This is a genomic window from Pseudomonas sp. NBRC 111119 (genome assembly GCF_001320125.1).
Lineage (GTDB): Bacteria > Pseudomonadota > Gammaproteobacteria > Pseudomonadales > Pseudomonadaceae > Aquipseudomonas > Aquipseudomonas parafulva.
Genome location: NZ_BCAV01000045.1, coordinates 1 through 24,249 on the forward strand (window position 1 = coordinate 1; position 24,249 = coordinate 24,249).

Sequence of the window (24,249 nt, forward strand, 5' to 3'; positions counted from 1 at the left end):
CAGCAACAGCAACAGCAACAGCAACAGCAACAGCAACAGCAACAGCAACAGCGAACTTAAATATATCCATGCACTGACTCGACGAACTCGGATGCTAATGCCTCTAAGCGCGCGATAGTTCAGGCAACACAGATTGCGACTTCAGGAGGCCGGAGGACGGGAGCCGGCGGCTTTGGTTGCTTGGGCCAAGACCCAAGTAACCCGCCGTAAGGGCGGAAAGGTGACTATGCGCCACCCGCGCAAAAGAATGTCTGCGCGGGATAAGCGCCCCTCCAATCAGTTTGGAAGCTTGTAAGCGATGATGTAGTCACCCATCTTGGTACCCAGCGACCCATGGCCACCCGCAGTCACCAACACGTACTGCTTGCCGTCCTTGCCCGTGTAGGTCATCGGCGTTGCCTGACCACCCGCTGGCAGCCGCGCCTTCCACAGCTCCTTGCCATTGTTCACGTCATAGGCACGCAGGTACTGGTCCAACGTACCGCTGAGGAAGCCAACGCCACCGGCAGTTACGATGGAACCACCCATGCTCGGTACACCAACCGGCAGGCCGATCGGCACAGGGGTGCTGTCACGGGTGGTGCCGTTCTTGTGTTTCCAGACCACCTTGTTGGTGAACAGGTCAATGGCTGCCACATAGCCCCAGGCTGGCGCCTGGCACGGTACACCCAGCGGCGACAGGAACGGGTGCATGGTCACGGCGTAGGGGGCGCCGGCGTTAGGCTGCACGCCGCTGGTTTCGCTTTCGCGCTTGCTGCCCTCGGCCACGTGCTCGCGTGGAATCATCTTCGACACGAACGCCATGTAGTTAGGCGTGGTGAACAGCAGTTGACGTACCGGGTCGACCGACACGCTGCCCCAGTTGAACACACCCACGTTGCCCGGGTAGACCAGGGTGCCCTGCTCGGACGGCGGCGTGTACTGGCCTTCGTAGCGCAGCTCGCGGAACTGGATGCGGCACAGCATCTGGTCGAACGGTGTAGCGCCCCACATGGCCTGCTCGGTCAGCTCAGGGCCCAGCAGGTTCAGGTCCGAACGGGCCTGTGTGGGCGAGGTGTGGTCGCCCTTCACTGCACCTTGCGGGGTCGGGATCTCACGGATCGGCACAATCGGCGTGCCATCGCGGCGGTCCAGCACGTACAGGCTGCCCTGTTTGGTCGGCACAATGATCGCGGGCTTCACGCCATCGTCAGTCTTCAGCTGAACCAGCGTGGGCTGGCTGCCGACGTCCATGTCCCACAGGTCGTGGTGGGTGAACTGGTAGTTCCAGCGCGCCTTGCCGGTGGCGAGGTCCAGGGCGACGACACCGGCGCTGTACTTCTCGGCACCCGGGGTACGGTCCGCGCCCCACTGGTCCGGGGTCTGGTTGCCCAGCGGCAGGTAGATCATGCCCAGGTCTTCGTCGACACTGGCGATTGACCACATGTTGGCCGAGTTGCGGGTGTAGGTCTTGCCCGGGGCCAGTGGCTTGGTGTCGTCCGGGTTGTTGCTGTCCCAGTTCCAGACCAGGTGGCCGTCGTGTACGTCGTAGGCGCGGATCACGCCCGATGGCTCGTCGACCGACTCGTTATCGGTAACGTGGCCGCCGATGATGACCAGGTCACGGGTAATGGCTGCCGGCGAGGTGGAGTAGTAACCCCCCGCGGTGAACGGCCCGATGCCTTTGGTCAGGTCGATGGTGCCCTGGTTGGCGAAGCCTTCGCACACCTTGCCGTTGTCGGCGTTGATGGCGATCAGGCGGGCATCGGCGGTGGGCAGGTACAGCCGGCGCGGGCAAGCCTGGGCCACGGCCTGGCCGGCGTCGGTGATCTTCGGCGCGGGGCTGCCGTCACGGCTTACGTAGCGGTTTTCGTCGTAGTACGAAACACCGCGGCACGTCATGTGGGCGAAGCCCTTGAAGGTGCCGACCGGGCTCTTGACCTGCGGGTCGAAGCGCCAGATTTCTGCGCCGGTGTCCGGGTCCAGCGCCAGCAGGCGGCTGTGCGCGGTGCAGGCATAGAGCATGCCGTTGACCTTCAACGGAGTGTTCTGGTTGGTCAGTTCCACCGGGTCGTTGTCGGTGGGCAGGTCACCCGTGCGAATGCGCCAGGCCTCTTCCAGGCGGTAGGCGTTTTGCGCGGTGATCTGGCGCAGCGGGGAGTACCGGTCACCGTGCTCGGTGCGCCCATACGCCTGCCACTCGCCATCGGGCATTGCAGGGGCATCGCTGGCCATTTCACTGCTGTCGCGGCCCAGTTCGCCAAACACTTCACCGGGGTGGGTGAACTGGCTGGCCACGGCGCAGGCGCCCGAGGCGATCACGGCAACGCTCAGCAGCGCTGTGTTGGCTTTACTGGCCGGGCCGGTCAGCGGGCGGCGGGCCCAAGGCAGCAGCAGCACCAGGCCGATGGCGAACCACAGGGCCAGGCGCGGCACGAGTTGCCACCAGTCCAGGCCCACTTCCAGCAGCGCCCATACCGTGCTGCCCAGCAGAACCAGGCCATACAGGCCCAGACCGATACGGCGTTGGGCCAGCAGCAGAATGCCCGACAGGGCGAAGCCGATACCGGCAATGAGGTAATACAGCGAACCGCCCACCTGGCTCAGCTTGATGCCGCCGGCCAGCAGCGCCAGCCCCATCACTAGCAGCAAGACGCCCATCAGGCGGGGTAGCCAGCGGCTTCCACTCTTGGCACCTTCAGTGCTCATCGTATGTTCTCCGTTGAATGAATTAGGGTTAGAACGTGCTCTGGATCTTCAGGCCGGCGACCACCGCATCGTCCACCTGGGACACCCCGCCTGGGTGGCGGATGTACTGCAGGTTGGGGCGTACGGTGAGCCAGTCGGCCAGGTGAATGCCGTAATACAGTTCGGCGCTGTATTCAGTGTCTTGTACCGGGAGGAAACCCGGGTTGGCGTAGTCGTCCACGCCTGCGGCCTGGTTGGCCAGGCGGGCATTCTTGCGGTAGGCGGGGTTGACGTGCACGCGGGCCAGGGCGAAGCCGACGTCGTCCTTGGCGCGGGCGTCGAACGGCCCTTTGAATACCAGCCCTGCCTGCACGTAGTTATCGATGGCATTGGTTTTCTTGTCATGCACCGTGGCGTTGGCGAACAGGCTCAGGCCACGGGACTGGTCGCTGGCCAAGGCAGTGACCTGCTGCTGGGCGCCGAGCCAGAACCCGTGTTTGCTTGAGCTGCTGCGGTAGGCGGCCCCACTGAGTGCTGCCGGCCTGCCGTTGTCGTCCTTGTAAACATCCTGTGTATTGGCATTACTGTAGTAGTAGCCAGCGCGATATTCCCCTTTCAAGCCTTGGATACGCGGGCTCCATACCAGTTCGATCGGCATCACGGCGCCCTGGGTGCCGCTGCCGCTGAGCTTGAAACCATTGCCGGATTCGAGGTTGGAAGGGTTTTGTTCGTACACGCCCACCTGGGCGAACAGGGCATCGCCGAGGTTGTAGCGCACACGCAGTGCCCATTGGCTGACCGGCCAGTTGTACCAGATGCCCCCCACCCAGTTACCCACTTGCGAGCCACAGAACGCCAGGTTCTGGAAGTCGCACGGGAAGCTGTTGAAGTCTTCGCCCTCGCCAAAGCGGCCGAATTTCACATCCAGGGCGCCGTCGAAGTACTTCTGCCGCACCCACAACTGTGTGAGGCGCCAGGTTTCGCCGCGTCCCCAGACCTCCTGGGCCGACGTGAAGCCACCGACGCGGGGGTCGTTGATGCGGTCATTGCTGATGTTGTCACCGTGGCGCTCGGTGACGGTGAGCTGGAATTCGGCGTCTTTCCAGCCCAGCACCTTGTCCAGGTCCAGGTGGCTACCAAAGGTGAACTGGTCGCTGTAGCGCGCAGTGCGGTCGTGGTCATAGCCGCCGTGCAGGTTGCTGCCCATCTCGCCGGTGTAGCCGAAGGTAAAGTCGTAGCCTTGCTCCAGCAGGGCGCTGCGGGTACCGCCCCAGTCGCCGAACATCCAGGGCGAATCGCTGGCGAACATATCGCCGGCACAGGCTGGGGATACCGATGCAGCCAGGGCAAGGGCGATGAAGCAGGGTTTTGGCAGTTGAAGCATGGGATAGCGCTGTCTTCTGATTATTGAAAATACGGCAAGCGCATCGATGGCGGTGATCCATCGATGGAAATGGCGTCAGGGAGGTTGGGTAAAGCGATTCAGCTTGCGGCGGGGAGGATATAGAGGAAGCGATCAGAAAAAAAGACAAATTGTCGCAGTGCATTGTTGCCTGCTGGGTAATAGTGGCGTGAGCGGGGCTGCTGGGCAGCCCCTTCTACACTGTCAGTACCGTCAGAACGTGGTCCGTAACCCCACCTCCACACTGCGCCCCGGCGCCGGGGCGATGTCGCGCAGGATCGAACTGGCGTAGCGCACCGTCTGGTCGGTGAGGTTCTCGCCACGCACGAAAGCCAGCCACTGGCTGTGGCCGATATCAAAGCGGTAGCCCACGCTGGCGCCCAAGGTGGTGTAGCCATCGGTGCTGGTTTCGTTGGCCGGTTTACGGTGCTGCGAAGCGGCATGTTGCACGTCCACCCGCGCCTGCCAACGGTCCAGTTCCCACACCAGCCCGCTGTTCAGGCGCAGCGGCGCAATGCGCGGCAATGGCTGACCGCTGTCGAGGTTCTTGGCCCGTGTGTAGTCCCCCGACAGTTCCAGGGCAAAGCTGCCGTAGCGGTTCTGCGCCAGTTGCCAGCGGTTTTGGGCCTCGATGCCGTAGAAGCGCGCGCGTACCCCCTGGTATTCGTACTCCGGGAAGCCGCCGTGGTCATGGTCGTGATCATGGTCATCCTCGCCGTGATCATGGTCATGCCCCTCGCGCAGGTTGCCTGTGCCAATCAGGCCGATGTAGTTGCGAAAATGGCTGTAGAACACGCCCACGCTGCCCTTGTGCGTGCCGTTGTCGAAGCGCAGCGCCAGGTCGGCTGAAATGGCCTTTTCCTTGTTCAGGCTGGCGTCGCCCACTTCATAGGCGCCGGTGGCAACGTGAGCGCCATTGGCGTACAGCTCGTAGAAGGTCGGTGCCCGTTCGGTGTAGCCGAGGTTGGCCGCCAGCGACCAGATCGGGTCCAGCTGGTACACGGCACCGGAAGACAGGCTGAACGCATTGAAACTGCTGGCGCTGTCGGCGTCGGTGAAGTTCTCGTTCCCCTTGGCATCCGGGTCCACCCGGGTGTGTTCCAGGCGTGCGCCCACACTCAGGTCCAGGCGTTCGGTGGCTTGCCATTGCTCCAGCAAGAAGACCGCCAGGCTGTCAGTGTTGGTGTGCGGGACGAAGGCTTCCTCACCCAGTGCCGAAAATTCGTTGCGGCTAACCTGCGCCCCGACCACACCTTCTACCGGGCCCAACGGCTGATGACGGGCTTCGATACGGGCTTCGTAGCCCTTGTTCTTGAACGTGGTGTGCACTTCACCTTCTTCGATTTCGCGGTGTTGGTAGTCGGTGTAGCCGGCATCGACCTTGACCGAGCTGAACGGGCCTTCCAGGTCGCGCACTTCTGAGGCGAAAGCGTAGTGATCCTGCTGCATGTCCAGGCGCACGCCGGGTTCGGCAACCGACCCGTAGTTGCTGTCATAGCGGCTGTAGGACAGCCCGGCGTAACCGTGGTCCCAGTGGTAGGCACCGCCGAGTGCGCCGCCGTCCTGGCGGCCGTCGCTGTTTTCCAGGCGGTGCTTGCTGCCGGGGTCGTCGGCATCGCGCACCTTGGCGCTGCGGGCGTAGCCCGGAATGCGCAGGTCGTTGAACTGGCGGCTATTGGCGTCCAGGTGCAGGGCGAAAGCACCGTTGCCGGCCTCCAGCTTGCCGGCGCTGCTGCGGGTGGTGTCGGCACCGCCATAGCGCAGCTCACCGGCCCCCTGGATGCCGTCGATGGGGCTGTCCGGGATCCGGTTGTCGAAGGTGTTCACCACGCCGCCGATGGCGTTGCCGCCATACAGCAGTGCAGCAGGGCCGCGGACGATTTCGATGCGATCGACCGTGACCGGGTCCAGCGGCACGGCATGGTCGTAGGACAGGGAAGAGGCGTCCAGAGCACCCACGCCATTGCGCAGAATACGGATGCGGTCGCCATCCAGGCCACGGATGACCGGGCGGCTGGCACCTGGCCCGAACCAGGTCGAGGCGACACCCGGTTGCTTGTTGAGGGTTTCCCCCAGGCTGCCATGCTGCTGCTGCAGCAGGTCGTCGCCTTCGAGCACGGTACTGGGCGCCGCCAGCTGGCGCTTGCCCAACGGGTTGGCAGTAATGACCTGGGGGTCGAGTTCCACGGCCTGGCTAGGTGAGGCGGCTAACCAGAGCGCGACGGCGAGAGGGGAGAGGCGGAGCGGTGAGTACAACATGGGAGAAGAGCGTTCCTTGGCAGAAAGATTGTATTGTTACTATATAACATACGTATTTCAGCACAGAGATTTTGCCACTGGCCAGTGTTTTTCTGCCTCTACTCGCGGCACACCCCACCCTGGGGTGGTGTAAGGTGCGCATCTTTGTACCGGAGCACTGGCATGAGCACGGCCCAACACAACGCGCTGCACGGCAAGACCCTTGAACAGATCCTCACCGAGCTGGTGGCCCACTACCAATGGCAAGGCCTGGCCGAGCGCATCGACGTGCGCTGCTTCAAGAGCAACCCCACGATCAAGTCCAGCCTGACCTTTTTGCGCAAAACCCCCTGGGCTCGGGAAAAGGTCGAGCAGTTGTACGTGAAACTGCAGCGGCAAGCTTGAGGTGCCTCGCCGTCCCTGGTTGACCGGCATCGCGCTGCTGGGGTGGTTCGGCCTGGCCGTGCAGGTGTACCTGGTGTTGTGGGGGCGCTGGCAGGCGCAGGCCAGCCTGATCGGCGGGCTGATCAACGTGTTCGGGTATTTCACGGTGCTCACCAACCTGCTGGTGGCCACGGTGCTCAGCTATGCGGCATTTGGCCGTGAGGGGGCAGGCAAGCGGTTTTTCCTGTCACCGGTGGTGGCATCGGCAGTGGCGGTCAGCATCCTGCTGGTGGCCTTGGCCTACAGCATCCTGCTGCGCCACCTCTGGCAACCAGAAGGCTGGCAGTGGCTGGCGGATGAGCTGCTGCACGACGTGATGCCCGCGCTGTACACCCTGTACTGGTGGTTCGAGGTGCCCAAAGGCACCTTGCGCGTGAGGCATCTGGCCGCCTGGGCGGTGTACCCGGCCATGTACTTTGCCTACGCGCTGTGGCGGGGGGGTGAGATCGGGGCTTACGCCTACCCCTTCATCGATGTAGCCAGCCTTGGCTACGGCCAGGTGCTGGTCAACGCTCTTGGCGTGTTGGCGGGGTTCTGGGCGATTGGCCTGGTGCTGCTGGCGCTGGACCGGTGGCGCCAGTGAAGCGCTCGGGCGCGTCAGGCATCGTCCGCAGTGCCGTCGGCGCGCCAGTAGGCAGCCGCTTTGAGCGCATCGTCGGGCACGCCTTTTTCCAGTAATGCCGCCTTTACCTGACGGGTGAGGGCCTTCTCCAGCGCGACCCACGCGTACACGCGGCCCTCGGGCAGTGGCATGTGTTGCACCCGCGCAAGCACGTCGTCCTGCCCGCGAATCAGCCACTGCACGTCTACCTGGGCCTGGCTGGGTAATGGCTGCTGCTCATGGACGTCTTCTACCTGGATGACGGCGACCACGCGACGCCCTGCAGGCAGGCCTTCGAGGCGACGGCCGATGGCAGGCAGGGCGGTCTCGTCGCCAATCAGCAGGTAGCTGTCGAACATATCCGGCACCACCAGCGAGGCACGTGGCCCGGCGATATCCAGGTACTGCCCTGGTGTTGCCTGGGCTGCCCAGGTGGAGGCCGGGCCATCGCCGTGCAGCACGAAGTCGATGTCCAGCTCGTTGGCCACCAGGTCGATGCGCCGAGGGGTGTATTCGCGCATGGTTGGCCGGGCGCCGCCCTCACGGGCCATTTCGCGGGCTTCCAGCGCCTGCTGCTGTTCGGGTGTTTCGGCAAACAGCAGCTTGATGTGGTCGTCGCTGCCCAGGCTGGTGAACCCCTGCAGTTCTTCACCGCCCAAGGTGATGCGGCGCATCCGCGGGGTGAGTTCGGTCACCCGCAGGACCTGCAGGCGGCGTTGGCGGATTTCGTGGTTGACGCGGTGGATGGTATCACTCATCTGAGGTCTCCCTGGCAAACTCGGTGGGCCCGCTGGCGATGGCCTTGGCGGTGTGGTTGAGCAGGTCGCGGACACGTTCGATTTCATCGGGCGTCCAACGGCCATGGTGCATGTGCAGGGCATGGCGCAGGTTGCTGACCGCCTCATGGATTTCGGGTGGTCGGTCATGCCCGCGCAAGGCGCGTTTGCTCACCTCGATGCGCATGCGCACCCCCTCCAGGGCCACGGCCTGCTCGACGAGTGCGTTGCGGCCGGCATCGGTAATGACGTAAAGGCGTTTACTGCCCTGGGGCTGGCCACTGATCAGTTCGGCTTCTTCGAGGAAGTTCAGGGTGGGGTAGATCACCCCCGGGCTGGGCGTGTAGCTGGCGTCGAACAGCTTTTCGATCTGGCGGATCAGGTCGTAGCCATGGCCAGGCTGGTCAGCCAGTAGCGCCAGTAACAGCAGCCTCAGGTCGCCGGGTGCGAACACCCGAGGGCCGCGTTCGCCACGGCCGGGTCGTCGGTCGAAAGGATCATGGGCAGGTTCGCGCATGGTCGGGGCTCCCTGTTGAGATATATCTCAAGATAGTACTCAAGATAGATCACAGGTAAACCCTGAATGCTGATGATTATCATCTATTGAATCGATGATTTAGCGTTGGTGGGTAGGTTGGCTGCCAGTTCAGGCGGCTTGCACTCATTGGGGTTACCCGGCTGCAGATAGGGCATGAGGATAGGCGCCATGCCTTTCAATACCTGTACCGGTAGCGCCGAGGTGAACTTGAAGGTCTCTGCTGATCGCCCCGGTACGAACGCCGTCAGGGTGCCAAAGTGGTTGTCGCCGAGGAAGAACACGAACGTGGCGGTGCGGTTCAGCGAGCGGGAGCCGATCAGGCGGCCGCCGGCACCGAAGCTTTCGATGCGGTTGTCGCCGGTGCCGGTCTTGCCACCCATCACGAGTGGCGTACCGTCCTGCAGCTTGAAGCTGCCCGAGATACGCCGTGCAGTCCCTGCATCCACTACCTGCGACATGGCCCCCTTGAGTGCCCGCGCCACTTCCACGGGCAAAATCCGAACCCCACGGTCAGGGTCGCTTAGCAGCTTGGTTTCATAGGGCGTGTTGGCGGCAAAATGCAGCGTATCGATGCGCAGCGTCGGCAGACGCACGCCGTCGTTCTGGATGATGCCGACCAGTTCGGACAGCGCCGCAGGCCGGTCACCCGAGCTGCCAATGGCGGTAGCCAGGGACGGTACCAGGTGGTCGAACGGGTAACCCACGCGCTTCCAGCGCTGGTGAATGTCGGTGAAGGCTTCGATTTCGACCATGGTTCTGATGCGGCTGTCGCGGGCGCCCTGGTGGCGGCTCTTGAACAGCCAGCCGTACACTTCCTGGCGCTCGAAACGGCTGGCGTTCAGCATCTCGCTCAAGGTCGAACCGGGGTTCTTCAGCAGGTAGCCCAGCAGCCACAAGTCCAGGGGGTGCACCTTGGCGATATAGCCTTGGTCAGGCAGGTCGTACTTGCCAGGCCCATAGCTGTCGTACATCTCGGCCAGCCGGCCATCGGTAAGCTTGCCGAGGGCTGCCTTGTCGCCCTTCAGGTGGGCCCGTACAAATGCATTGAAGGTTTGCTGGCCGGCTTCGGGGAACAGGTAGCGGTGCACGGCCGCCAGGCGCTGCGGCGTTACGCGCATGCTGTCGAGGAAGGTGTCCAGGCGTTGCTGGGAGGTTTTGCGCTGGTACTTCTTCCAGAAGCGCATCAGGTAGTTGCTGCCTTCCTTGTCGGCAAAGCGGGCCAGGTATTCCTGGCGGCGCGGGTCGGCATCGTCCTTGAGCAACGGCACCCGGTTGAACGGTTGCTGGTAGGTCACATAGCGCACCACGTCGCGCATCAGGCGGATGAACGGCAAATTGATGGATTCGCGCAGGGCGTCCTTGAGGGTAGGGATCCGGCCGTTGTCTTCCTTGCGGAAGTTATTGAACACATGCATGCCGCCACCGGTAAAGAAAGCTTCACCGGTACTGGCGGAGTACTTGCGCTCCAGCGCGGCATCGAGCATGGCATCCAGGCTCTGGTTTTTGCTGTTCTGTGCCAGCCAGCCCAGCGACCACCGGCTGATGCTGTCCAGCTCGGCAACGTCTACCTTGTTAAGCGCTGCCACCGGCTTGCCGGCGTACTTGTCATGCAGCTCGGCGATGATCTCCAGATAGGTGGTGAGCACCCGCAACTTAGCGGTGGAACCCAACTCCAGCTTGCTGCCCTCATTGATGTCGAAGGGCTGGTTGGTGCTGTCGGTCTGCACCCGCACCCGCGAGCCGTCGGCTGTACGTTCGAACAGGGTGAAGCTGTAGCTGACCTGGTCGGTGGTCTTTGCGGTGAGCAAACGTTCACCGATCAGGCCGATCTGCCCGGCAAAGACGGGGTCGGCGAGGTTTTTCAGGTATTGGCTCACCTGGATCTGCAAATCGGCCTGCAAGGTGCTGGTGGCCGACAGGTCCAGGCGGTCAAGGTCGTAGAGCGGGCGGTTGAGCATGGCCGCCAGGCGGTTACGGGCCAGGCTGATGCCCTTGTTGGTGACGATCGGCACGATGGTGGGTTGCGCGACCCAGTCCCGGTAAACCGCCTTGCTGGCCAGTGCCGCATCGGCAAGCGGTTGCTCGATGACGTGGTTGGCTGCCAGTACGCGCACATGGGCATCGGTCAGGTCAGCCAGCTCATTGCGGCCTTTGGACAGGTAATGGGACGGGCGCCGCTGAGCGATCATCAGCGACAGCACCTGGCGCAGGGCCAGGCCACGGGCGGCCAGGCTTTGCGGGTCGGTGGTGGTGGCCGTAAGGGCTTGGTTCACCTGATCGAAATCGGCGCCGTACCACACCCGCAGGCCCTCGGCCATGCCATGTACCTCACCGTGGCCGGGCACTGCGGACAGGGGCACGCTGTTGAGGTAGTCGCGCACGATACGCTGGCGCGCCTCGGTAGTGTCTGGCCCACCTTGGTAGGCGCGTACGCTGGCCGAGATCATCTGGCGGATTTTTTCCGCACCGGACACCGTCAGCCCGTCCGGCGAATGGCGGTACTTTTCCAGCTGGGTGGCCAGGGTACTGCCGCCGGCCGACTGGCCAGGCAGGGCGAGGTAACGGGCGATCTGGCTGTAGGCCGCCTTGGCGAACCGTGGCCAGTCCACCGCCGGGTTATTGCGTGGGTCCTGGGTGTCGAGCAGGTCGCGGTTTTCGATAAACAGCAGGCTGTTGACCATTACCGGTGGAATCGCTGCGAAATCCGGGTACAGGTGTTGGGGGTACTTGTACTCGTAGAGGGTATCGCCCCGGCAGTCGGTGATGGACAACCCGGCCTGGACCTTCTCGATGTACGGGGCGAACAAACCGTGGTCAACGTAATTGACAAGCGCCGGCGAGAACCTCACCTGTTCGCTGATCAGGTAGTCACGCTTGAGCAACCGCGGCAAAAACTCGCCCAGGGCGCTGTAGCCCAGGCGCTTGTCGAATGGCCCTTCACCCGGATAAACGATGGCATCGCTGGGGCCTGGCTGCAGCGAGTAGGTGAGGGTGCTGGCCAGTTTGGAAAACTCGCGTGACTGCCACTCGGAGGTACGGAATTCCACATAGGCGGCGTAGCCGACGGCACCCGCCGCCACCAGCAGGATCAGGATGATCAACCGCCACCACAGCCGGCGCTGACGGGGGGATTTGGGGGGTGGCGTCTCGGCAGGAGGTTGTTCGGGTGCTTCCGTTGTGCTTGGATCCGTTTGCCACAGTGCGCCCATAATCTTCTATCCGGCCAGGTATTTACGTCTTGCTTGACTCAAGCTTAGACGTTGAGCGGGTCATGTGAAAAAAATGTCGATTCGACCTGTACAGCACCCCACCGCACAGGTCGGGGCATTCAGGCCGCCGCTTCGCTGTGAGGTTCGAAACTGTCGGCGCGGGCCAGCTGCCACATGCGCGAATAGAATTCGCCGTCGACGTTGCCGGTCAGCAACTGGCCTGGCTTAAGGAAGACATGCATCTGCGAGAACAGTTTGATTTCAGTGGCCGAGATGCGCCGTACCAGGTGCTTGGCCTCCAACTGGGCCGGGTGCTCCAGGCCTGCTGCGGCCAGCATCTCGGCCAGGGCGCGCAGGGTATTGCTGTGGAAGTTGAACACGCGTTGCGCCTTGTCGGGCACCACCAGTGCACGCTGGCGCAGGGCGTCCTGGGTGGCGACGCCGGTGGGGCACTTGTTGGTGTGGCAGCTCTGCGACTGAATGCAGCCGATGGCAAACATGAAGCCGCGCGCGGCATTGGCCCAGTCGGCGCCGATGGCCAGTACGCTGGCGATGTCGAACGCGCTGACGATCTTGCCGCTGGCGCCAAGCTTGATCTTGTCCCGCAGGTTCAGGCCTACCAATGTGTTGTGCACGAACAGCAACCCTTCGCGCAGCGGCACACCGATGTGATCGGTGAACTCCACGGGCGCTGCACCCGTGCCGCCTTCCTTGCCGTCCACCACGATGAAGTCGGGGAGAATGCCGGTTTCCAGCATGGCTTTGGCGATGCCCATGAATTCCCACGGGTGCCCCAGGCACAGCTTGAACCCCACCGGCTTGCCGCCTGACAGCTCGCGCAGTTGGGCAACGAACTGCATCATTTCGATGGGCGTGGAAAACGCACTGTGGCGCGACGGCGAGATGCAGTCCTCACCCAGGGGTACCCCACGGGTTTCGGCGATTTCCTGGGTTACCTTGTGCTTGGGCAAGATACCGCCGTGGCCAGGTTTGGCACCTTGGCTCATCTTGATTTCGATCATGCGCACCTGCGGGCTGCTGGCCTGGGTGGCAAACCGTTGCGGGTCGAAGCGCCCGTCCGGGGTGCGGCAACCGAAGTAGCCACTGCCCAGTTCCCATACCAGGTCGCCACCGTGTTCGCGGTGGTAGGGGCTGATGCTGCCCTCGCCGGTGTCGTGGTGGAAGTTGCCCAGTTTGGCGCCTTGGTTCAGGGCGCGGATGGCATTGGCGCTGAGCGAGCCGAAGCTCATGGCCGAAATGTTGAAGATGGACGCTGAATAGGGCTGGGTGCACTGGGGGCCACCGATGTCGATGCGAAAGCTCGCCGGGTCAGCCAGGGGGGCGGGGCGCATGGAATGGCCGATGAACTCGAAGCCCGAGGCGTACACGTCGATCAGCGTGCCGAACGGTTTGTCCGACGCTTCGTTCTTCGCCCGTGAATACACCAGCGACCGCTGTGCGCGGGAAAACGGCAGGGCGTCGCTGTCGGCTTCCAGCAGGTACTGGCGGATCTCCGGGCGTATGCCTTCCACCAGGTAACGGATGTTGCCCAGGATCGGGTAGTTACGGCGCACCGCATGACGCTTCTGCAGCAAGTCGAACAGCCCGATCAGGCTGAGCACCGCCGTGGTGAGGGTGAAGGGCCACAACCATTCGTGGTGCATGAATGGCAGGCTGGCCAGGGTGAACAGTACGCAGGCGGCAAACACGGCATAGCGGCTGAGAAGTGACAGGCTCATACAGGGTCCTTGTGATGGCGCGGTCAGGCTCAGGGCCTGGGTTCAGCACCGACCATAGCCAACTTGCCCGCCGCTGCAAAGGGCATGTCGCGCAGCAGCAACTGCCGCCAACCTTCCTGCTGCGCTGCCGGCGCGTCGACCAGGCAGGTGTAGCGCTTGCCCACACGCACCGCCACGGGCACCCCGTCGCGGTACAAAAGTCGGTTGCCGCCCACGGCCGGTACCTTGGCGCCGGGCAACAGCGACCCGATCAGGTTCAGCGGGTCACTGGCGCTCACCACCTGCAACGTACCCTGGGCCTCGCGCCGCCGTACATGGCGCAGCACTGCCACTGCCTCGGGCAGGGCAAACTGTTCGCCCGCCAGCCCGGCGATAAAACGCCCGCCACGGATCTCGCCACGTGCCTCCAGGCGGTGATAGCAACGCAGCAACTCACGCCAGGGCGGCAGCACATCGCTTTCGCGCTCCAGCAGCCGCCAGCAGATCACCCCATAGCGTTGCAGCAGGGCGCGCGCGATGCTCTCCAGGCGTTGCTGCTGATCGGGCAGGGCATCGCTTCGACGCAGCAGTGCCCAGCGCCCGGCATAGGCCATGCTGGTAGAAACTGGCACGTGGCCGAAACGGGGGCGTCGAGCGCTGCGCCTGGCGGTGGGGGTGATAAGGCTGCGCAGGCCGGTGAAGCTATCAGCGCCCACCAGGCCGGCACCCACCAGTTCCTGCAGCGCTGCTTCCAGTTCGCTGGGCAGTAGGCGCGCCTCTTGGCTGAGTTCGTCGAAAAACAGTGCGCCGTGGGCTTTCAGTGCACCATGCACCTTCTGCGCCCGTAGCCCCAGGTCATCGACGGCGACGGTGGGCGCAAGACTGCGCCAGGTGTTCACCTGCTCGCGCGGCAGCAACACCAATGGCGTGCTGGCAAGGGTGCTGCCCGACACCGTCGCGGCCAACCGGCTCCAGGCAAACTGGCCGCTGCGGCAGGCATCGTCGAGCCAGTGCGGGGTGTAATCCTGGATGCGGGCGGGCAGCACATCGGCTTCCCAGGCTGCAGCGGCACTGGGGAACCCCTGCAGTTGAGCCAGTACCTGGGTGACTGCCTGCGGGCCGCGCAGCCGCTGTTCCGGTGCCAGGTGCTGCCAGTCGAACAGAAAGCGCATGAAGTCCTGCAGGCTGACCGGTTCTATTTCCCGCCGCAGGCGCTTGACCGTGTAGCGGTGGATACGGGCCAGCAGGTGGCGTTCGCACCACTGCATGTCATCGGCACCTGGGCTGAAATGCCCACGCAGCACATAGCCTTCGCTCTCCAGGCGGGCCAGCGCCTGCTCCATGTCGCCCGCCGGCTTGCCCAGCGGCGCAGCCAGTTGCGTTGCGGTGCTCGGGCCGTGGCCGCTCAAGCGGGCGCGCAGCAGCTCGCTGAGTGCCTGCTCCGGTGCTACCGGTTCATCGAAACCCGGCAGCACATCGGGTGCAGGAGTGGGTTGGCAGCCTGGGTAGACCGCTCGCAACAGGGCCAGACGCTCGCGGGCCAACCACAGTGATTGGCCTTCCAGATACAGGGCGCGCCCGGCTTTGGCCAGCTGTGCCAGCAGTGTGCGCCAGCGGGGCTCAGCCTGGGCTTCATCGCGGTGAATGGCACCCAGGCTCATCAGCGCCTCGTGCATTTCATCGGCATTGCCTGGCTGCGGCCAGGCCTCGGCGGCGACTGCGGCGATGGCATCGGCGTCCAGCGCGCCCAGGTCGTGCGCGCTGGTCACATCGCTCCAGCGCCGGTTGAGCACGGCCTGGGTGCGTCGCTCCTCCAGTGGGGCGTCATCCAGAAACGCGTAGGGCCGGGCATTGAGGATGGCCGCTGCCAACGGTGACGGGGCGGGCAAGTCGCAGCTCAAAAGGCGCACGGCGCCTTGCTCCATGCGCTGCAACAGCGCCAGCCAGCCGTCACTGTCCATGGCCTCGTGCAGGCAGTCGTCCAGGGTTTGCTCGACCAATGGGTGGTCAGGCACCTGCCGCTCACCGGCCAGGTTTTCCAGGCAGGCGAGCTGGTCGGGGAACACGGCCGCGATCAAGTCCTCGCTCTTCATGCGCTGGACCTGCGGCGCCACCTTGCGCCCCCCTGCAAAGCGCGGGAGCGCCATGGCCACCCCGGCATTCCAGCGCCAGCGCACGCCGAACAGCGGGGCATCGAGCACGGCCTGCACCAGCAGTTGCTCGGCACTGCGGCTGTTGAGGTAGCACCATACATCGGCCAACTCGAAACTGTGGCCGGCAGACAACGACAGCACAATGGCGTCCTCGCTGGCGGCAGCCTGCAGTTCGAAGTTGAAGGTGCGGCAGAACCGCTTGCGCAGCGCCAGCCCCCAGGCCCGGTTGATGCGGCTGCCGTAGGGCGAGTGGATGATCAGTTGGGTGCCGCCAGACTCGTCAAAAAAGCGCTCCATGATCAGCGTGTCGCGCGATGGCAACGCCCCGAGCACGTCCCAGGTACGGCCCAGGTAATCCAGTAACTGCTGCGCACAGGCCTCTTCCAGTTCGAAGGTGCGTTGCAGCCACGCCTGTACAACGAGCGTATCGCCTTCAGCACGCTGCAATTGCTCGTCGATCTGCCCTTGCAGCCTGGCCACCGCTGCGGACAGTTCGTTGCTGCGCCCCGGCGCTTCGCCCAGCCAGAAAGGGATGGTCGGTGGCAAGCCATGGGCATCCTCCACCCTCACGCGCCCGGCCTCGACGCGCAGGATGCGATAGGACGCATTGCCCAGCTGGAAGATATCGCCGGCGATGCTCTCGACCGCAAAGTCTTCGTTGACGCTGCCGATGTTCAGCGCCTGGGGTTCGAGCAGCACCGCGTAGTCAGCGTTATCAGGGATGGTGCCGCCGCTGGTCAGTGCAGTCAGCTGGCTGCCGCGCCGCCCCCGCAGCATGCCGCTGACCGCGTCACGGTGCAGGTAGGCACTGCGTACCCCCTGGCGACCGTTGTAGCCCTCGGCCAGCATGCGCAACAGCGCTTGATAGTGGTCGTGGTCAAGGGTGGCGAACGGCATCGCCTGGCGCAGGCAGTCGAACAGGGCCTGCTCATGCCACGCCTGGTTGCTGACTTCGGCAACGATCTGCTGGGCCACCACGTCCAGCGGCGCACGGGGCACATGCAGCTCGTCCAGTTCGCCCCGGCGCACGCAGTCGAGCAGGGCTACGCATTCAATCAGGTCGTCGCGTGAAGTAGCGAACAGGCGGCCCTTGGGCACGCCATCCACCTGGTGGCCCGCACGGCCAACCCGCTGCAGAAACGCGGCGATCGAGCCCGGTGAGGCAATCTGGCAGACCAGGTCGATGTCGCCGATGTCGATGCCCAGTTCCAGCGAGGCAGTGGCGACCAGTACTTGCAGTTGGCCAGCCTTGAGGCGCTGTTCGGCGTCCAGGCGCAGCTCCTTGGACAAGCTGCCATGGTGGGCGGCCACTGCATCCTTGCCCAGCCGGTCGCTGAGGTGGCGGGTGATGCGCTCTGCCAGCCGGCGGGTGTTGACGAACACCAGCGTGGTGCGGTGCTCGCTCGCCAGCGCAGCCAGGCGATCATAGACCAGGCCCCAGGCATCGTTAGCCAGCACGGCACCCAACAGTACCGGCGGGATCTCGATGGCCAGGTCGCGCTGGCGCGCATGGCCCACATCGACGATGGCGCAGGTCCGTTGGCTGCCCACCAGAAATTGCGCCACCCGTTCAACCGGGCGCTGGGTGGCGGACAGGCCAATGCGGCGCAAGGGGCGGTTGCACAGGGCCTGCAGGCGTTCCAGGGTAAGCGCCAAGTGGCACCCGCGCTTGTTGCCGGCCAGGGCGTGGATTTCGTCGACAATCACCGTGTGCACGCTACGCAGCCCCTCGCGGCCCGATGTCGACCCCATCAGCACGTACAGCGATTCGGGGGTGGTCACCAGAATGTGCGGCGCCAGCCGGCGCATGGCCGCGCGCGCTTTCTGCGGGGTATCGCCGGTGCGTACCGCCGTGGTGATGTGCGGCGGTTGCAGGCCTTGTTCTTCCAGCGCCTGGCGAATGCCTTCCAGAGGCATCTGCAGGTTCAGGCGAATATCGTTGGACAGCGCCTTGAGGGGCGACACGTACACCACTTGGGTACGGGCAGGCAGTTGGCCCTGGTGTTCCAGCCCCTCGCGGAACAGCCCGTCGAGCACTGCCAGAAACGCACTCAAGGTCTTGCCCGAGCCGGTGGGGGCGGCGAGCAGGGTCGACTGCCCGGCGTGGATCAGCGGCCAGGCCTGGGCCTGGGCGCCCGTGACCGTGGCGAACTGGCGACGGAACCAGGTGGCGACAGCCGGGTGGAACAGCTCGAGCGCGGGGTGTTGATGGGCGGGCAGGTTCATAGCGTGGTTATGGCGGGTCGGCGGTCGCTTGGCAAGTAGCCGTTCGTCTGCCCAGCCGGCCTTGTATGGCTCGGTCACCCATGGGATGCTCCCCCGCCATTTCCACGGAGCCTACCCGCATGCCCAATGTGATCCGCATCGCCGCCGCCCTGCTCATCGACCCCCAGGGCCGTACCTTGCTGGTGCGCAAACGGGGCACGGAGGCCTTCATGCAACCCGGTGGCAAGATCGATGCCGGTGAGACGCCGGTGCAGGCGCTGGTGCGTGAACTGTTCGAGGAGCTGGGCCTGCGCATCGACCCTTCCCAGGCCTTGCACCTGGGCAGGTTCAGCGCACCGGCGGCCAACGAGCCGGGCTTCGAGGTGCAGGCGGAGCTGTTTCGGGTCAATAGCGCTGCACCGGTAGCGCCGGCCGCCGAAATCGAAGAAGTGGTCTGGCTGGGCGCCGAACAGGCCCCGGCCATGGCGTTGGCGCCGCTGACCCGGGACCTGATCCTGCCGCTGTACCGTCAGGCGGTCAGCGCACCGCGCTGACCCCGTCCAGGGTGGCGAACGAGGTGTCCTTGGCCGTCAGCAAAAAGTCGCGCATGTAGGGTGCATCGAGCATGTCGGTGCGCACTGCGGCGTACAGCGTGGCGAACAGGCCTTTTTCACCCAGCCGCTTGCCCTTCACGTAGCCCCGCGAGCTGTACTCGTGCAGCGCCCAGTGCGGCATACCGCAGACACCACGGCCGCTGGCCACCAACTGCATCATCATGACCGTCAGCTCTGAGGTGCGCACGGCGGCCGGCTCGATGTCTGCCGGTTCCAGGAACCGGGTAAAGATATCCAGGCGGTCACGCTCGACCGGGTAGGTGATCAAGGTCTGGTCGGTAAGGTCGTGTGGCACGATGTAGGGCTTGCTCGCCAGCGGGTGCTGGTTGGCGACCGCCAGCATGGCTTCGTAGGTGAACAGGGGCACGTAGGTGATACCGGCCAGGTCCAGTGGGTCGGAGGTGACGACCAAGTCCAGGTCGCCCCGTGCCAAAGCCGGCAGGGGTGCGAAGGCAAAACCCGAGGCCAGGTCCAGCTCCACCTCGGGCCAGGCATCGCGAAACTGGTCGATGGTAGGCATCAGCCACTGGAAGCAGCTGTGGCATTCGATAGCCATGTGCAGGCGCCCGGCCGTGCCGCCTGCCAGGCGTGCGATGTCTCGTTCCGCACCGCGCAGCAGCGGCAGGGTGGCATCGGCCAGTTGCAGCAGGCGCAGCCCGGCGCTGGTGAAGCGGATGGGCTTGGTCTTGCGCACGAACAGTGCCATCCCCAGGCGTTCTTCAAGCTCCTTGAACTGGTGCGACAACGCCGACTGCGTCAGGTGCAGCCGCTCGGCGGCCTCTACCAGGCTGTCAGATTCGCGCAGGGCATGAAGGGTTTTCAGGTGACGGATCTCCAGCACACATAACTCCGGTGTATGGATTGAAAGGGGCGGGCAATGGAGTTGAGTTTCCCTCATGTTGCTCCCTGTGTCGACTGCTCACAGGTGCTACCGTTTGGCACTGGTCATGAAACTGTCACTGAACTGTGGCAGCGCGCCGCTACGAAATTCATCAGACTCGCGCTTCAGTGGGGATTTGCATTCTGGTGTTTCTTTCATGCGGGCTTTTTGGATTTTTCTTCTCTTCGTTTTCAGTGTTCCAGCCAGCTTTGCCGCACCGCGTTGTGACGCACAGGTGCCGGTGCAGCGCGCCGAGCTGGGCGCGGTCAGCCTGGTCTACCAAAGTGTGGGGGCACCCCGTGACCCGGCCTTGCTGTTGGTCATGGGCCTGGGCGGGCAACTGATTCATTGGCCCGATGATGTGGTCGAGGCGTTGTGCCGCCAGGGCTTTCGGGTGATTCGGTATGACAACCGTGACGTGGGCCTGTCGCGCTGGAACCAGCTACCGCCGTCGGCAAACCTGACGGTTGAACTGTTGCGCTACAAACTGGGCCTGCCGGTGGCCGCGCCCTATACGCTGACCGATATGGCAGATGATGGCTTGCGCCTGATGGACGCCCTGGGTGTGCGTGAGTTTCATGTGCTGGGTGTGAGCATGGGCGGCATGATCGCCCAACATCTGGCTGCGATGGCCCCCGAGCGTGTACGCAGCCTGACGCTGGTCATGTCCAGCTCGGGCGCCGCCGGGCTGCCGGGGCCCGACCCAGCGCTGGTGCAGTTGTTGGCCCGGCGCAGCGCGCCAAGTCGGGCAGTGGCCATTGAACAGCAGGCTGACCTGCTGGCGGCGCTGGGTAGCCCCGAGGTACGTGACGACCGTGCGGTGCTGTTGCACCAGGCCGCGTTGGCCTATGACCGTGCATTCAACCCGGACGGGGCCAAGCGCCAGATCATGGCAATACTGGCCGAGCCGAGCCGCGTGGAATTACTGAACCGGCTTCGGGTACCAACGCTGGTGGTGCATGGTACGGCGGACCGGCTGTTGCCGGTGATGCACGGGGTGCACCTGGCGGCGCACATACAGGGCAGCCAGTTGCGCCTTATTCCCGGGCTGGCGCACCGCTTTCAGGAGCCCTTCAAGGCGCCGCTACTGGGTGCGGTACTGCCGTATCTGCGAGCGCACCGTCAGGATGTGACGCATATCGCCGGGTTGTGAACCCGGTAAGAGGCGGTCGTCGGCCATGTTCAGTGCATCCGCACCCACAGCGTGACCAGTACCGTAGCGGCCATCAGCCAGGCCACGGTCGCCAGTGCCAGCGAAGCTTCCAGCCGCAGCCGGTCGACCAGTACATACAAGGTGGCCAGGTACACGAAATACGGAATGATCGACCACATGCCAAACAGGATGGTGGTCTTCAGGTCGGCGATGCTGCGGCCTTTGCCGACGATGTAATGGGCAATCAGGGCAAAGGTCGGAAACAGCGGCACCAACCCGGCAATGTAGTAATTACGGGTTTTCGACAGCATCGCCAGCAGCACGACCACGCCAGCCCCCAGCGCAGCTTTGAATACCAGGTCCACGTTGTATTTCCTGATCGGGTAGAAGGTCAGCCGAGGCCGTATTTTTTCACTTTGTCGAACAGCGTGGTCTTTGCCATGCCCAGCTCCTGGCTGGCCTGGCTCAGGTTGCCCCCGGTGCGTTGCAAGGCATCGCTGAGCAGGTTGCGTTCGAACGCCTCCACCGCCTCGGCAAAACCCAGGCCCTGGCTGGCGCCACCGCTCGGGCCCTTCTTGAATGCCGGAAGCCCCAGCGCGTACCGCTCCGCCACGTTGCGCAGCTCCCGCACATTGCCCGGCCAGTCATGGGACATCAAGCGTGACAGGGTCTGGCTGTCCAGTACGGGTGTTTCACGGTCGAAGCGCAGTGCCGATTGATGAAGGAAGTGCTCGAACAACTGCAGGATGTCCTCACGGCGCTCACGCAAGGGTGGCAGCTCGAGGGTCACCACGTTCAGCCGGTAGTACAGGTCGCTGCGAAATTGCCCGCTCTGCCCCAAGGTGTCGAGGTCGGCCTTGGTGGCGGCGATTACGCGGCAATCCACGGCAATGCTCTGGTTCGACCCCAACCGCTCCAGGGTGCGCTCCTGCAACACGCGCAGCAGTTTGATCTGCAAATTGATCGGCATGCTCTCCACTTCATCGAGGAACAGCGTGCCGCCGTTGGCGTGTTCAATCTTGCCGATGCGGCGTTTGCCGGCACCGGTGAAGGCATTGGCCTCATGGCCGAAGATCTCGCTTTCGAACAAGTTCTCCGGCAGGCCTCCACAGTTCAGGGCGACGAACGGCTGGCCCTGGCGGCGGCTGAAGTCGTGCAGGCAGCGGGCGACCAGCTCTTTGCCAGTGCCCGTTTCGCCCTCGATCAGCACATTTGCCGAGGTGTCGGCGACGTTGGCGATCAGCTCGCGCAGGTGCTCCATGGCCGGCGAGCGGCCGATGATGCGGCCCTCCAGGCTGCTTTGGCCGGCCAGTTGGCGGCGCAAGGCCGATACCTCGCGGGACAGGCCGCGCTGCTCCAGCGCGCGGCGTACCACGCCCACCAGCCGCTCCGGTGAAAAGGGTTTTTCCATGAAGTCATAGGCGCCATTGCGCATGGCGCCGACAGCCATGTCGATATCACCGTGCCCGGTGATCAGCACCACGGGCAGGCTGCGGTCGCGCGCTTTCAGGCGGTTGAGCAATTCCAGGCCATCGATACCCGGCAGGCGGATGTCACTGACCACGATGCCGGCAAAGTCATCACCGATGCGCTCCAGTGCCTGCTCGGCGCTGCCCACGCCCTCGCAGGCGATGTCCTCCAGCGCCAGGGCCTGTTGGCAGCCAAGCAGCACATGCGGGTCGTCTTCGACGATCAGGACGGAAAGAGGTGCTGGGTTCATGTGTGCTCTGCCAATTCGCTGGGGGGAGAAGCCAATGGCAGGGTCAGCACGAATGCCGTGCCGCCAGTGGCGGGGTGCTCGACGTTGAGGCTGCCTTTGGCCGCGGCGGCAAGGCTTGCTGATAAGGTCAGGCCCAGGCCCAGGCCATGTTCGCCTGGTTTTGTGGTGAAGAAGGGTTCGAACAGGTGCTTGCGGGCTTCGGCGTCGATGCCGTGGCCATTGTCACGCACCTGCAGGCGGTATTTGTCGCCCTGCAGTTCACCGTCCAGCCACAGCGCCGGCAGCGGCTGGGCGGCCATTGCATCCAGGGCATTGCCAATCAGGTTCACCAGAATCTGCTCAAGGCGGGTCTGGTCGATCGCCAGCAGTGTATCCTCGAACTGCCGATGCAACTGCAAGTGGCAATTGCTGATGCGGTCGGCCAGCACTTGCAGGCTGGCATCGACAGCGCTGGCCAGGGACGCGGGGCCATTGTCATCGGCGCGCCGGGCGAACGAGCGCAGGCTGGCAGTGATGCGCCCCATGCGGTCAACCAGGTCATTGATGGTGCGCAAATTGGCACTGGCAGTTTCCAGCGCGCCGCGTTCGATGAAGCGCACCGTGTTGCCAGACAACGTGCGCAGCGCTGCCAGGGGCTGGTTGAGCTCGTGGGCGATGCTGGTGGACATCTGCCCGATCGCCGCCAGCTTGCCGGCCTGCACCAGTTCGTCCTGGGCATGGCGCAGGGTCTGTTCGGCGTGCCGGCGTTCGCGTATCTGCCCCTTGAGGCGCTCGTTGCTGGCGCGCAGGTCGGCGGTGCGTTCGGCGATGCGCCTTTCCAGTTGGCTGTTGGCTTCTTCAAGCGCCTCGCGGGCGGCCAGGCGGGTGGCGATGACCTTGCGCCGTTCGTTCCAGGCGATGCCCAGAATGGCCAGCAGGGCAAACGCGACAGCCACCAGTATGCCCTGCACCATGGACTCGCGGCGCAGGTCCTGCAAAGGGGTCAACAGGGTGAAGTGCCAGGGGGTGTCCGCCAGGCGCCTTGTCTGGGCCAGGTATGCCACTTCGTGAGGCTTGCCCTGAGCGGTTTCGCTGTTGGCCGGGAAGGTGAGTTTTTCTACGCCATCGGCCAGGGTTTCACGGCCCAGCGGTTGCAGCTCGTTCAGCGGCCACCAGTAATATTGCAGGCTGCGGGCCAGACGCTCCTTGATCTGGGGCGTCAGTGGGCGCACCGACTTCAAGCGCCGCGCCGGGTCGCTAGACAAGATGATGATGCCGTTCTCGTCACTGACGAACGCCTCCAGGCGGGCCCGTTGCCAGCGTTCTTCGAGGGTATCCAGGCGCACCTTGATCACGGCCACGCCAATGACCTTGCCGTGCTCTTCCAGCCCATGCGCCAGGTAGTAACCGGCTTCACCGGTGGTGCTGCCGATGCCATAGAAGCGCCCGGGCTCCCCGCGCACAGCAGTCTGGAAATAGGCGCGGAACGACAGGTCTTCGCCAAGGAACGAGTCGGCGTCGCGCCAGTTGCTGGTGGCCTGTACCCGGCCATTGGTGTCCAGGACGAAGATCGCCCGGCTGCGGCTACGCCGGTTCAGGCCTTCGAGGTACTCGTTGACGGTTTGCCGCGATTCGCCGTCAGGGTCGGTCAGCAGGTGCGACACGCTGTCTTCCAGCTCCAGCAGGCTCGGCAGGTAGGTGTACTTGCTGATCTCGCTTTCCACGGTGCGCGCGTGCAGCTCCAGCTGGCGCTCGCCGGTTTCGCTGAGGGTGCGGATGCCGTTGTTTTCGCTGATCACAAAACCAGCCATCCCCAAGCCGACCATCAGCAGGATGATCAGGGGCGGCAGCAGCAGTTGACGAAGAAGACGGGCGTTCACGGCAGGCTTGGCAGGGAGAAGAAGCGAGGGGTCGCATTTCATCACAGTGGCCCTGTCACGGCCAGCACCGCT

The 24,249-nt window shown here is 64.2% G+C and carries 16 protein-coding genes; 4 read left to right on the plus strand and 12 right to left on the minus strand.

Features of this window, described 5'->3' with window-relative positions:
* Positions 1-276 precede the first annotated feature (276 nt).
* The 3 genes from APH25_RS16975 to APH25_RS16985 form a co-directional block, all read right to left on the minus strand.
* A complete protein-coding gene (locus APH25_RS16975; RefSeq protein WP_060482746.1) occupies positions 277-2,688 on the minus strand; it encodes a glucose/quinate/shikimate family membrane-bound PQQ-dependent dehydrogenase in 2,412 nt (803 codons plus the stop codon).
* 28 nt (positions 2,689-2,716) lie between these two features.
* Positions 2,717-4,051, minus strand: a complete 1,335-nt coding sequence (locus APH25_RS16980) for a carbohydrate porin (protein ID WP_060482747.1) — start codon at positions 4,049-4,051, stop codon at positions 2,717-2,719.
* Positions 4,052-4,282: 231 nt separating this feature from the next.
* Complete coding sequence (locus APH25_RS16985) at positions 4,283-6,328, minus strand: TonB-dependent receptor (protein WP_060482748.1); 2,046 nt, start codon at positions 6,326-6,328, stop codon at positions 4,283-4,285.
* A gap of 162 nt (positions 6,329-6,490) precedes the next feature.
* On the opposite strand from APH25_RS16985, the gene APH25_RS16990 reads away from it, so the two are divergent.
* Together APH25_RS16990 and APH25_RS16995 are read left to right on the plus strand one after the other, a co-directional pair.
* Positions 6,491-6,712, plus strand: coding sequence for a VF530 family DNA-binding protein (locus tag APH25_RS16990; protein ID WP_003252112.1), 222 nt, complete (start codon positions 6,491-6,493; stop codon positions 6,710-6,712).
* A gap of 1 nt (position 6,713) precedes the next feature.
* Positions 6,714-7,334, plus strand: coding sequence for a Pr6Pr family membrane protein (locus APH25_RS16995; RefSeq protein WP_060482749.1), 621 nt, complete (start codon positions 6,714-6,716; stop codon positions 7,332-7,334).
* A 14-nt stretch (positions 7,335-7,348) separates the two neighbouring features.
* Here APH25_RS16995 and APH25_RS17000 read toward each other — a convergent pair whose 3' ends face one another.
* From APH25_RS17000 to APH25_RS17020, 5 genes are all read right to left on the minus strand, one after another.
* Positions 7,349-8,110 (minus strand): siderophore-interacting protein, encoded by a 762-nt coding sequence (locus APH25_RS17000; protein ID WP_060482750.1) that lies wholly within the window; start codon positions 8,108-8,110, stop codon positions 7,349-7,351.
* Positions 8,103-8,645, minus strand: coding sequence for a PadR family transcriptional regulator (locus APH25_RS17005; RefSeq protein ID WP_060482751.1), 543 nt, complete (start codon positions 8,643-8,645; stop codon positions 8,103-8,105). Before APH25_RS17005 ends, APH25_RS17000 begins: the two co-directional genes overlap by 8 nt.
* 83 nt (positions 8,646-8,728) lie before the next feature.
* Positions 8,729-11,875 carry a transglycosylase domain-containing protein gene (locus tag APH25_RS17010; RefSeq protein ID WP_060482752.1) on the minus strand — a complete coding sequence of 1,049 codons (3,147 nt, stop codon included), beginning with the start codon at positions 11,873-11,875 and terminating at the stop codon, positions 8,729-8,731.
* Between the two features lie 119 nt (positions 11,876-11,994).
* The gene (locus APH25_RS17015) at positions 11,995-13,614 is read right to left on the minus strand and encodes an FMN-binding glutamate synthase family protein (RefSeq protein WP_060482753.1); all 1,620 of its coding nucleotides are present in this window, start codon (positions 13,612-13,614) and stop codon (positions 11,995-11,997) included.
* Between the two features lie 29 nt (positions 13,615-13,643).
* Entirely contained in the window at positions 13,644-17,972 is a 4,329-nt protein-coding gene (locus APH25_RS17020; protein WP_060482754.1) for a DEAD/DEAH box helicase, read from the minus strand.
* 119 nt (positions 17,973-18,091) lie between these two features.
* Here APH25_RS17020 and APH25_RS17025 point away from each other — a divergent pair, with 119 nt between their 5' ends.
* Positions 18,092-18,505: an NUDIX domain-containing protein gene (locus APH25_RS17025; protein WP_060482755.1), complete on the plus strand. Its 414-nt coding sequence runs from the start codon at positions 18,092-18,094 to the stop codon at positions 18,503-18,505.
* Here APH25_RS17025 and metR read toward each other — a convergent pair.
* Complete coding sequence (gene metR / locus APH25_RS17030) at positions 18,489-19,406, minus strand: transcriptional regulator MetR (protein WP_028633264.1); 918 nt, start codon at positions 19,404-19,406, stop codon at positions 18,489-18,491. The genes APH25_RS17025 and metR overlap by 17 nt on opposite strands.
* A 196-nt stretch (positions 19,407-19,602) precedes the next feature.
* Here metR and APH25_RS17035 point away from each other — a divergent pair, with 196 nt between their 5' ends.
* Positions 19,603-20,598 (plus strand): alpha/beta fold hydrolase, encoded by a 996-nt coding sequence (locus APH25_RS17035; RefSeq protein ID WP_060482756.1) that lies wholly within the window; start codon positions 19,603-19,605, stop codon positions 20,596-20,598.
* Between the two features lie 29 nt (positions 20,599-20,627).
* On the opposite strand, the gene APH25_RS17040 is transcribed toward APH25_RS17035, so the two are convergent.
* From APH25_RS17040 to APH25_RS17050, 3 genes are read right to left on the minus strand one after another with little or no spacing between them, the layout of a single operon-like run.
* The gene (locus APH25_RS17040) at positions 20,628-20,963 is read right to left on the minus strand and encodes a GlpM family protein (RefSeq protein ID WP_028633262.1); all 336 of its coding nucleotides are present in this window, start codon (positions 20,961-20,963) and stop codon (positions 20,628-20,630) included.
* Between the two features lie 26 nt (positions 20,964-20,989).
* A complete protein-coding gene (locus APH25_RS17045) occupies positions 20,990-22,318 on the minus strand; it encodes a sigma-54 dependent transcriptional regulator (protein WP_060482757.1) in 1,329 nt (442 codons plus the stop codon).
* A complete protein-coding gene (locus APH25_RS17050; RefSeq protein WP_060482758.1) occupies positions 22,315-24,219 on the minus strand; it encodes an ATP-binding protein in 1,905 nt (634 codons plus the stop codon). Before APH25_RS17050 ends, APH25_RS17045 begins: the two co-directional genes overlap by 4 nt.
* Positions 24,220-24,249 lie beyond the last annotated feature (30 nt).

Coding starts and splice junctions, on each gene's coding strand:
- APH25_RS16985 (WP_060482748.1), bottom strand. CDS start 6,328: ATGTTGTACTCACCGCTCCGCCTCTCCCCTCTCGCCGTCGCGCTCTGG.
- APH25_RS16990 (WP_003252112.1), top strand. CDS start 6,491: ATGAGCACGGCCCAACACAACGCGCTGCACGGCAAGACCCTTGAACAG.
- APH25_RS17020 (WP_060482754.1), bottom strand. CDS start 17,972: ATGAACCTGCCCGCCCATCAACACCCCGCGCTCGAGCTGTTCCACCCG.
- APH25_RS16975 (WP_060482746.1), bottom strand. CDS start 2,688: ATGAGCACTGAAGGTGCCAAGAGTGGAAGCCGCTGGCTACCCCGCCTG.
- APH25_RS17010 (WP_060482752.1), bottom strand. CDS start 11,875: ATGGGCGCACTGTGGCAAACGGATCCAAGCACAACGGAAGCACCCGAA.
- APH25_RS16980 (WP_060482747.1), bottom strand. CDS start 4,051: ATGCTTCAACTGCCAAAACCCTGCTTCATCGCCCTTGCCCTGGCTGCA.
- APH25_RS17005 (WP_060482751.1), bottom strand. CDS start 8,645: ATGCGCGAACCTGCCCATGATCCTTTCGACCGACGACCCGGCCGTGGC.
- APH25_RS17015 (WP_060482753.1), bottom strand. CDS start 13,614: ATGAGCCTGTCACTTCTCAGCCGCTATGCCGTGTTTGCCGCCTGCGTA.
- APH25_RS17025 (WP_060482755.1), top strand. CDS start 18,092: ATGCCCAATGTGATCCGCATCGCCGCCGCCCTGCTCATCGACCCCCAG.
- APH25_RS17050 (WP_060482758.1), bottom strand. CDS start 24,219: ATGAAATGCGACCCCTCGCTTCTTCTCCCTGCCAAGCCTGCCGTGAAC.
- APH25_RS17045 (WP_060482757.1), bottom strand. CDS start 22,318: ATGAACCCAGCACCTCTTTCCGTCCTGATCGTCGAAGACGACCCGCAT.
- APH25_RS17035 (WP_060482756.1), top strand. CDS start 19,603: ATGCGGGCTTTTTGGATTTTTCTTCTCTTCGTTTTCAGTGTTCCAGCC.
- APH25_RS17000 (WP_060482750.1), bottom strand. CDS start 8,110: ATGAGTGATACCATCCACCGCGTCAACCACGAAATCCGCCAACGCCGC.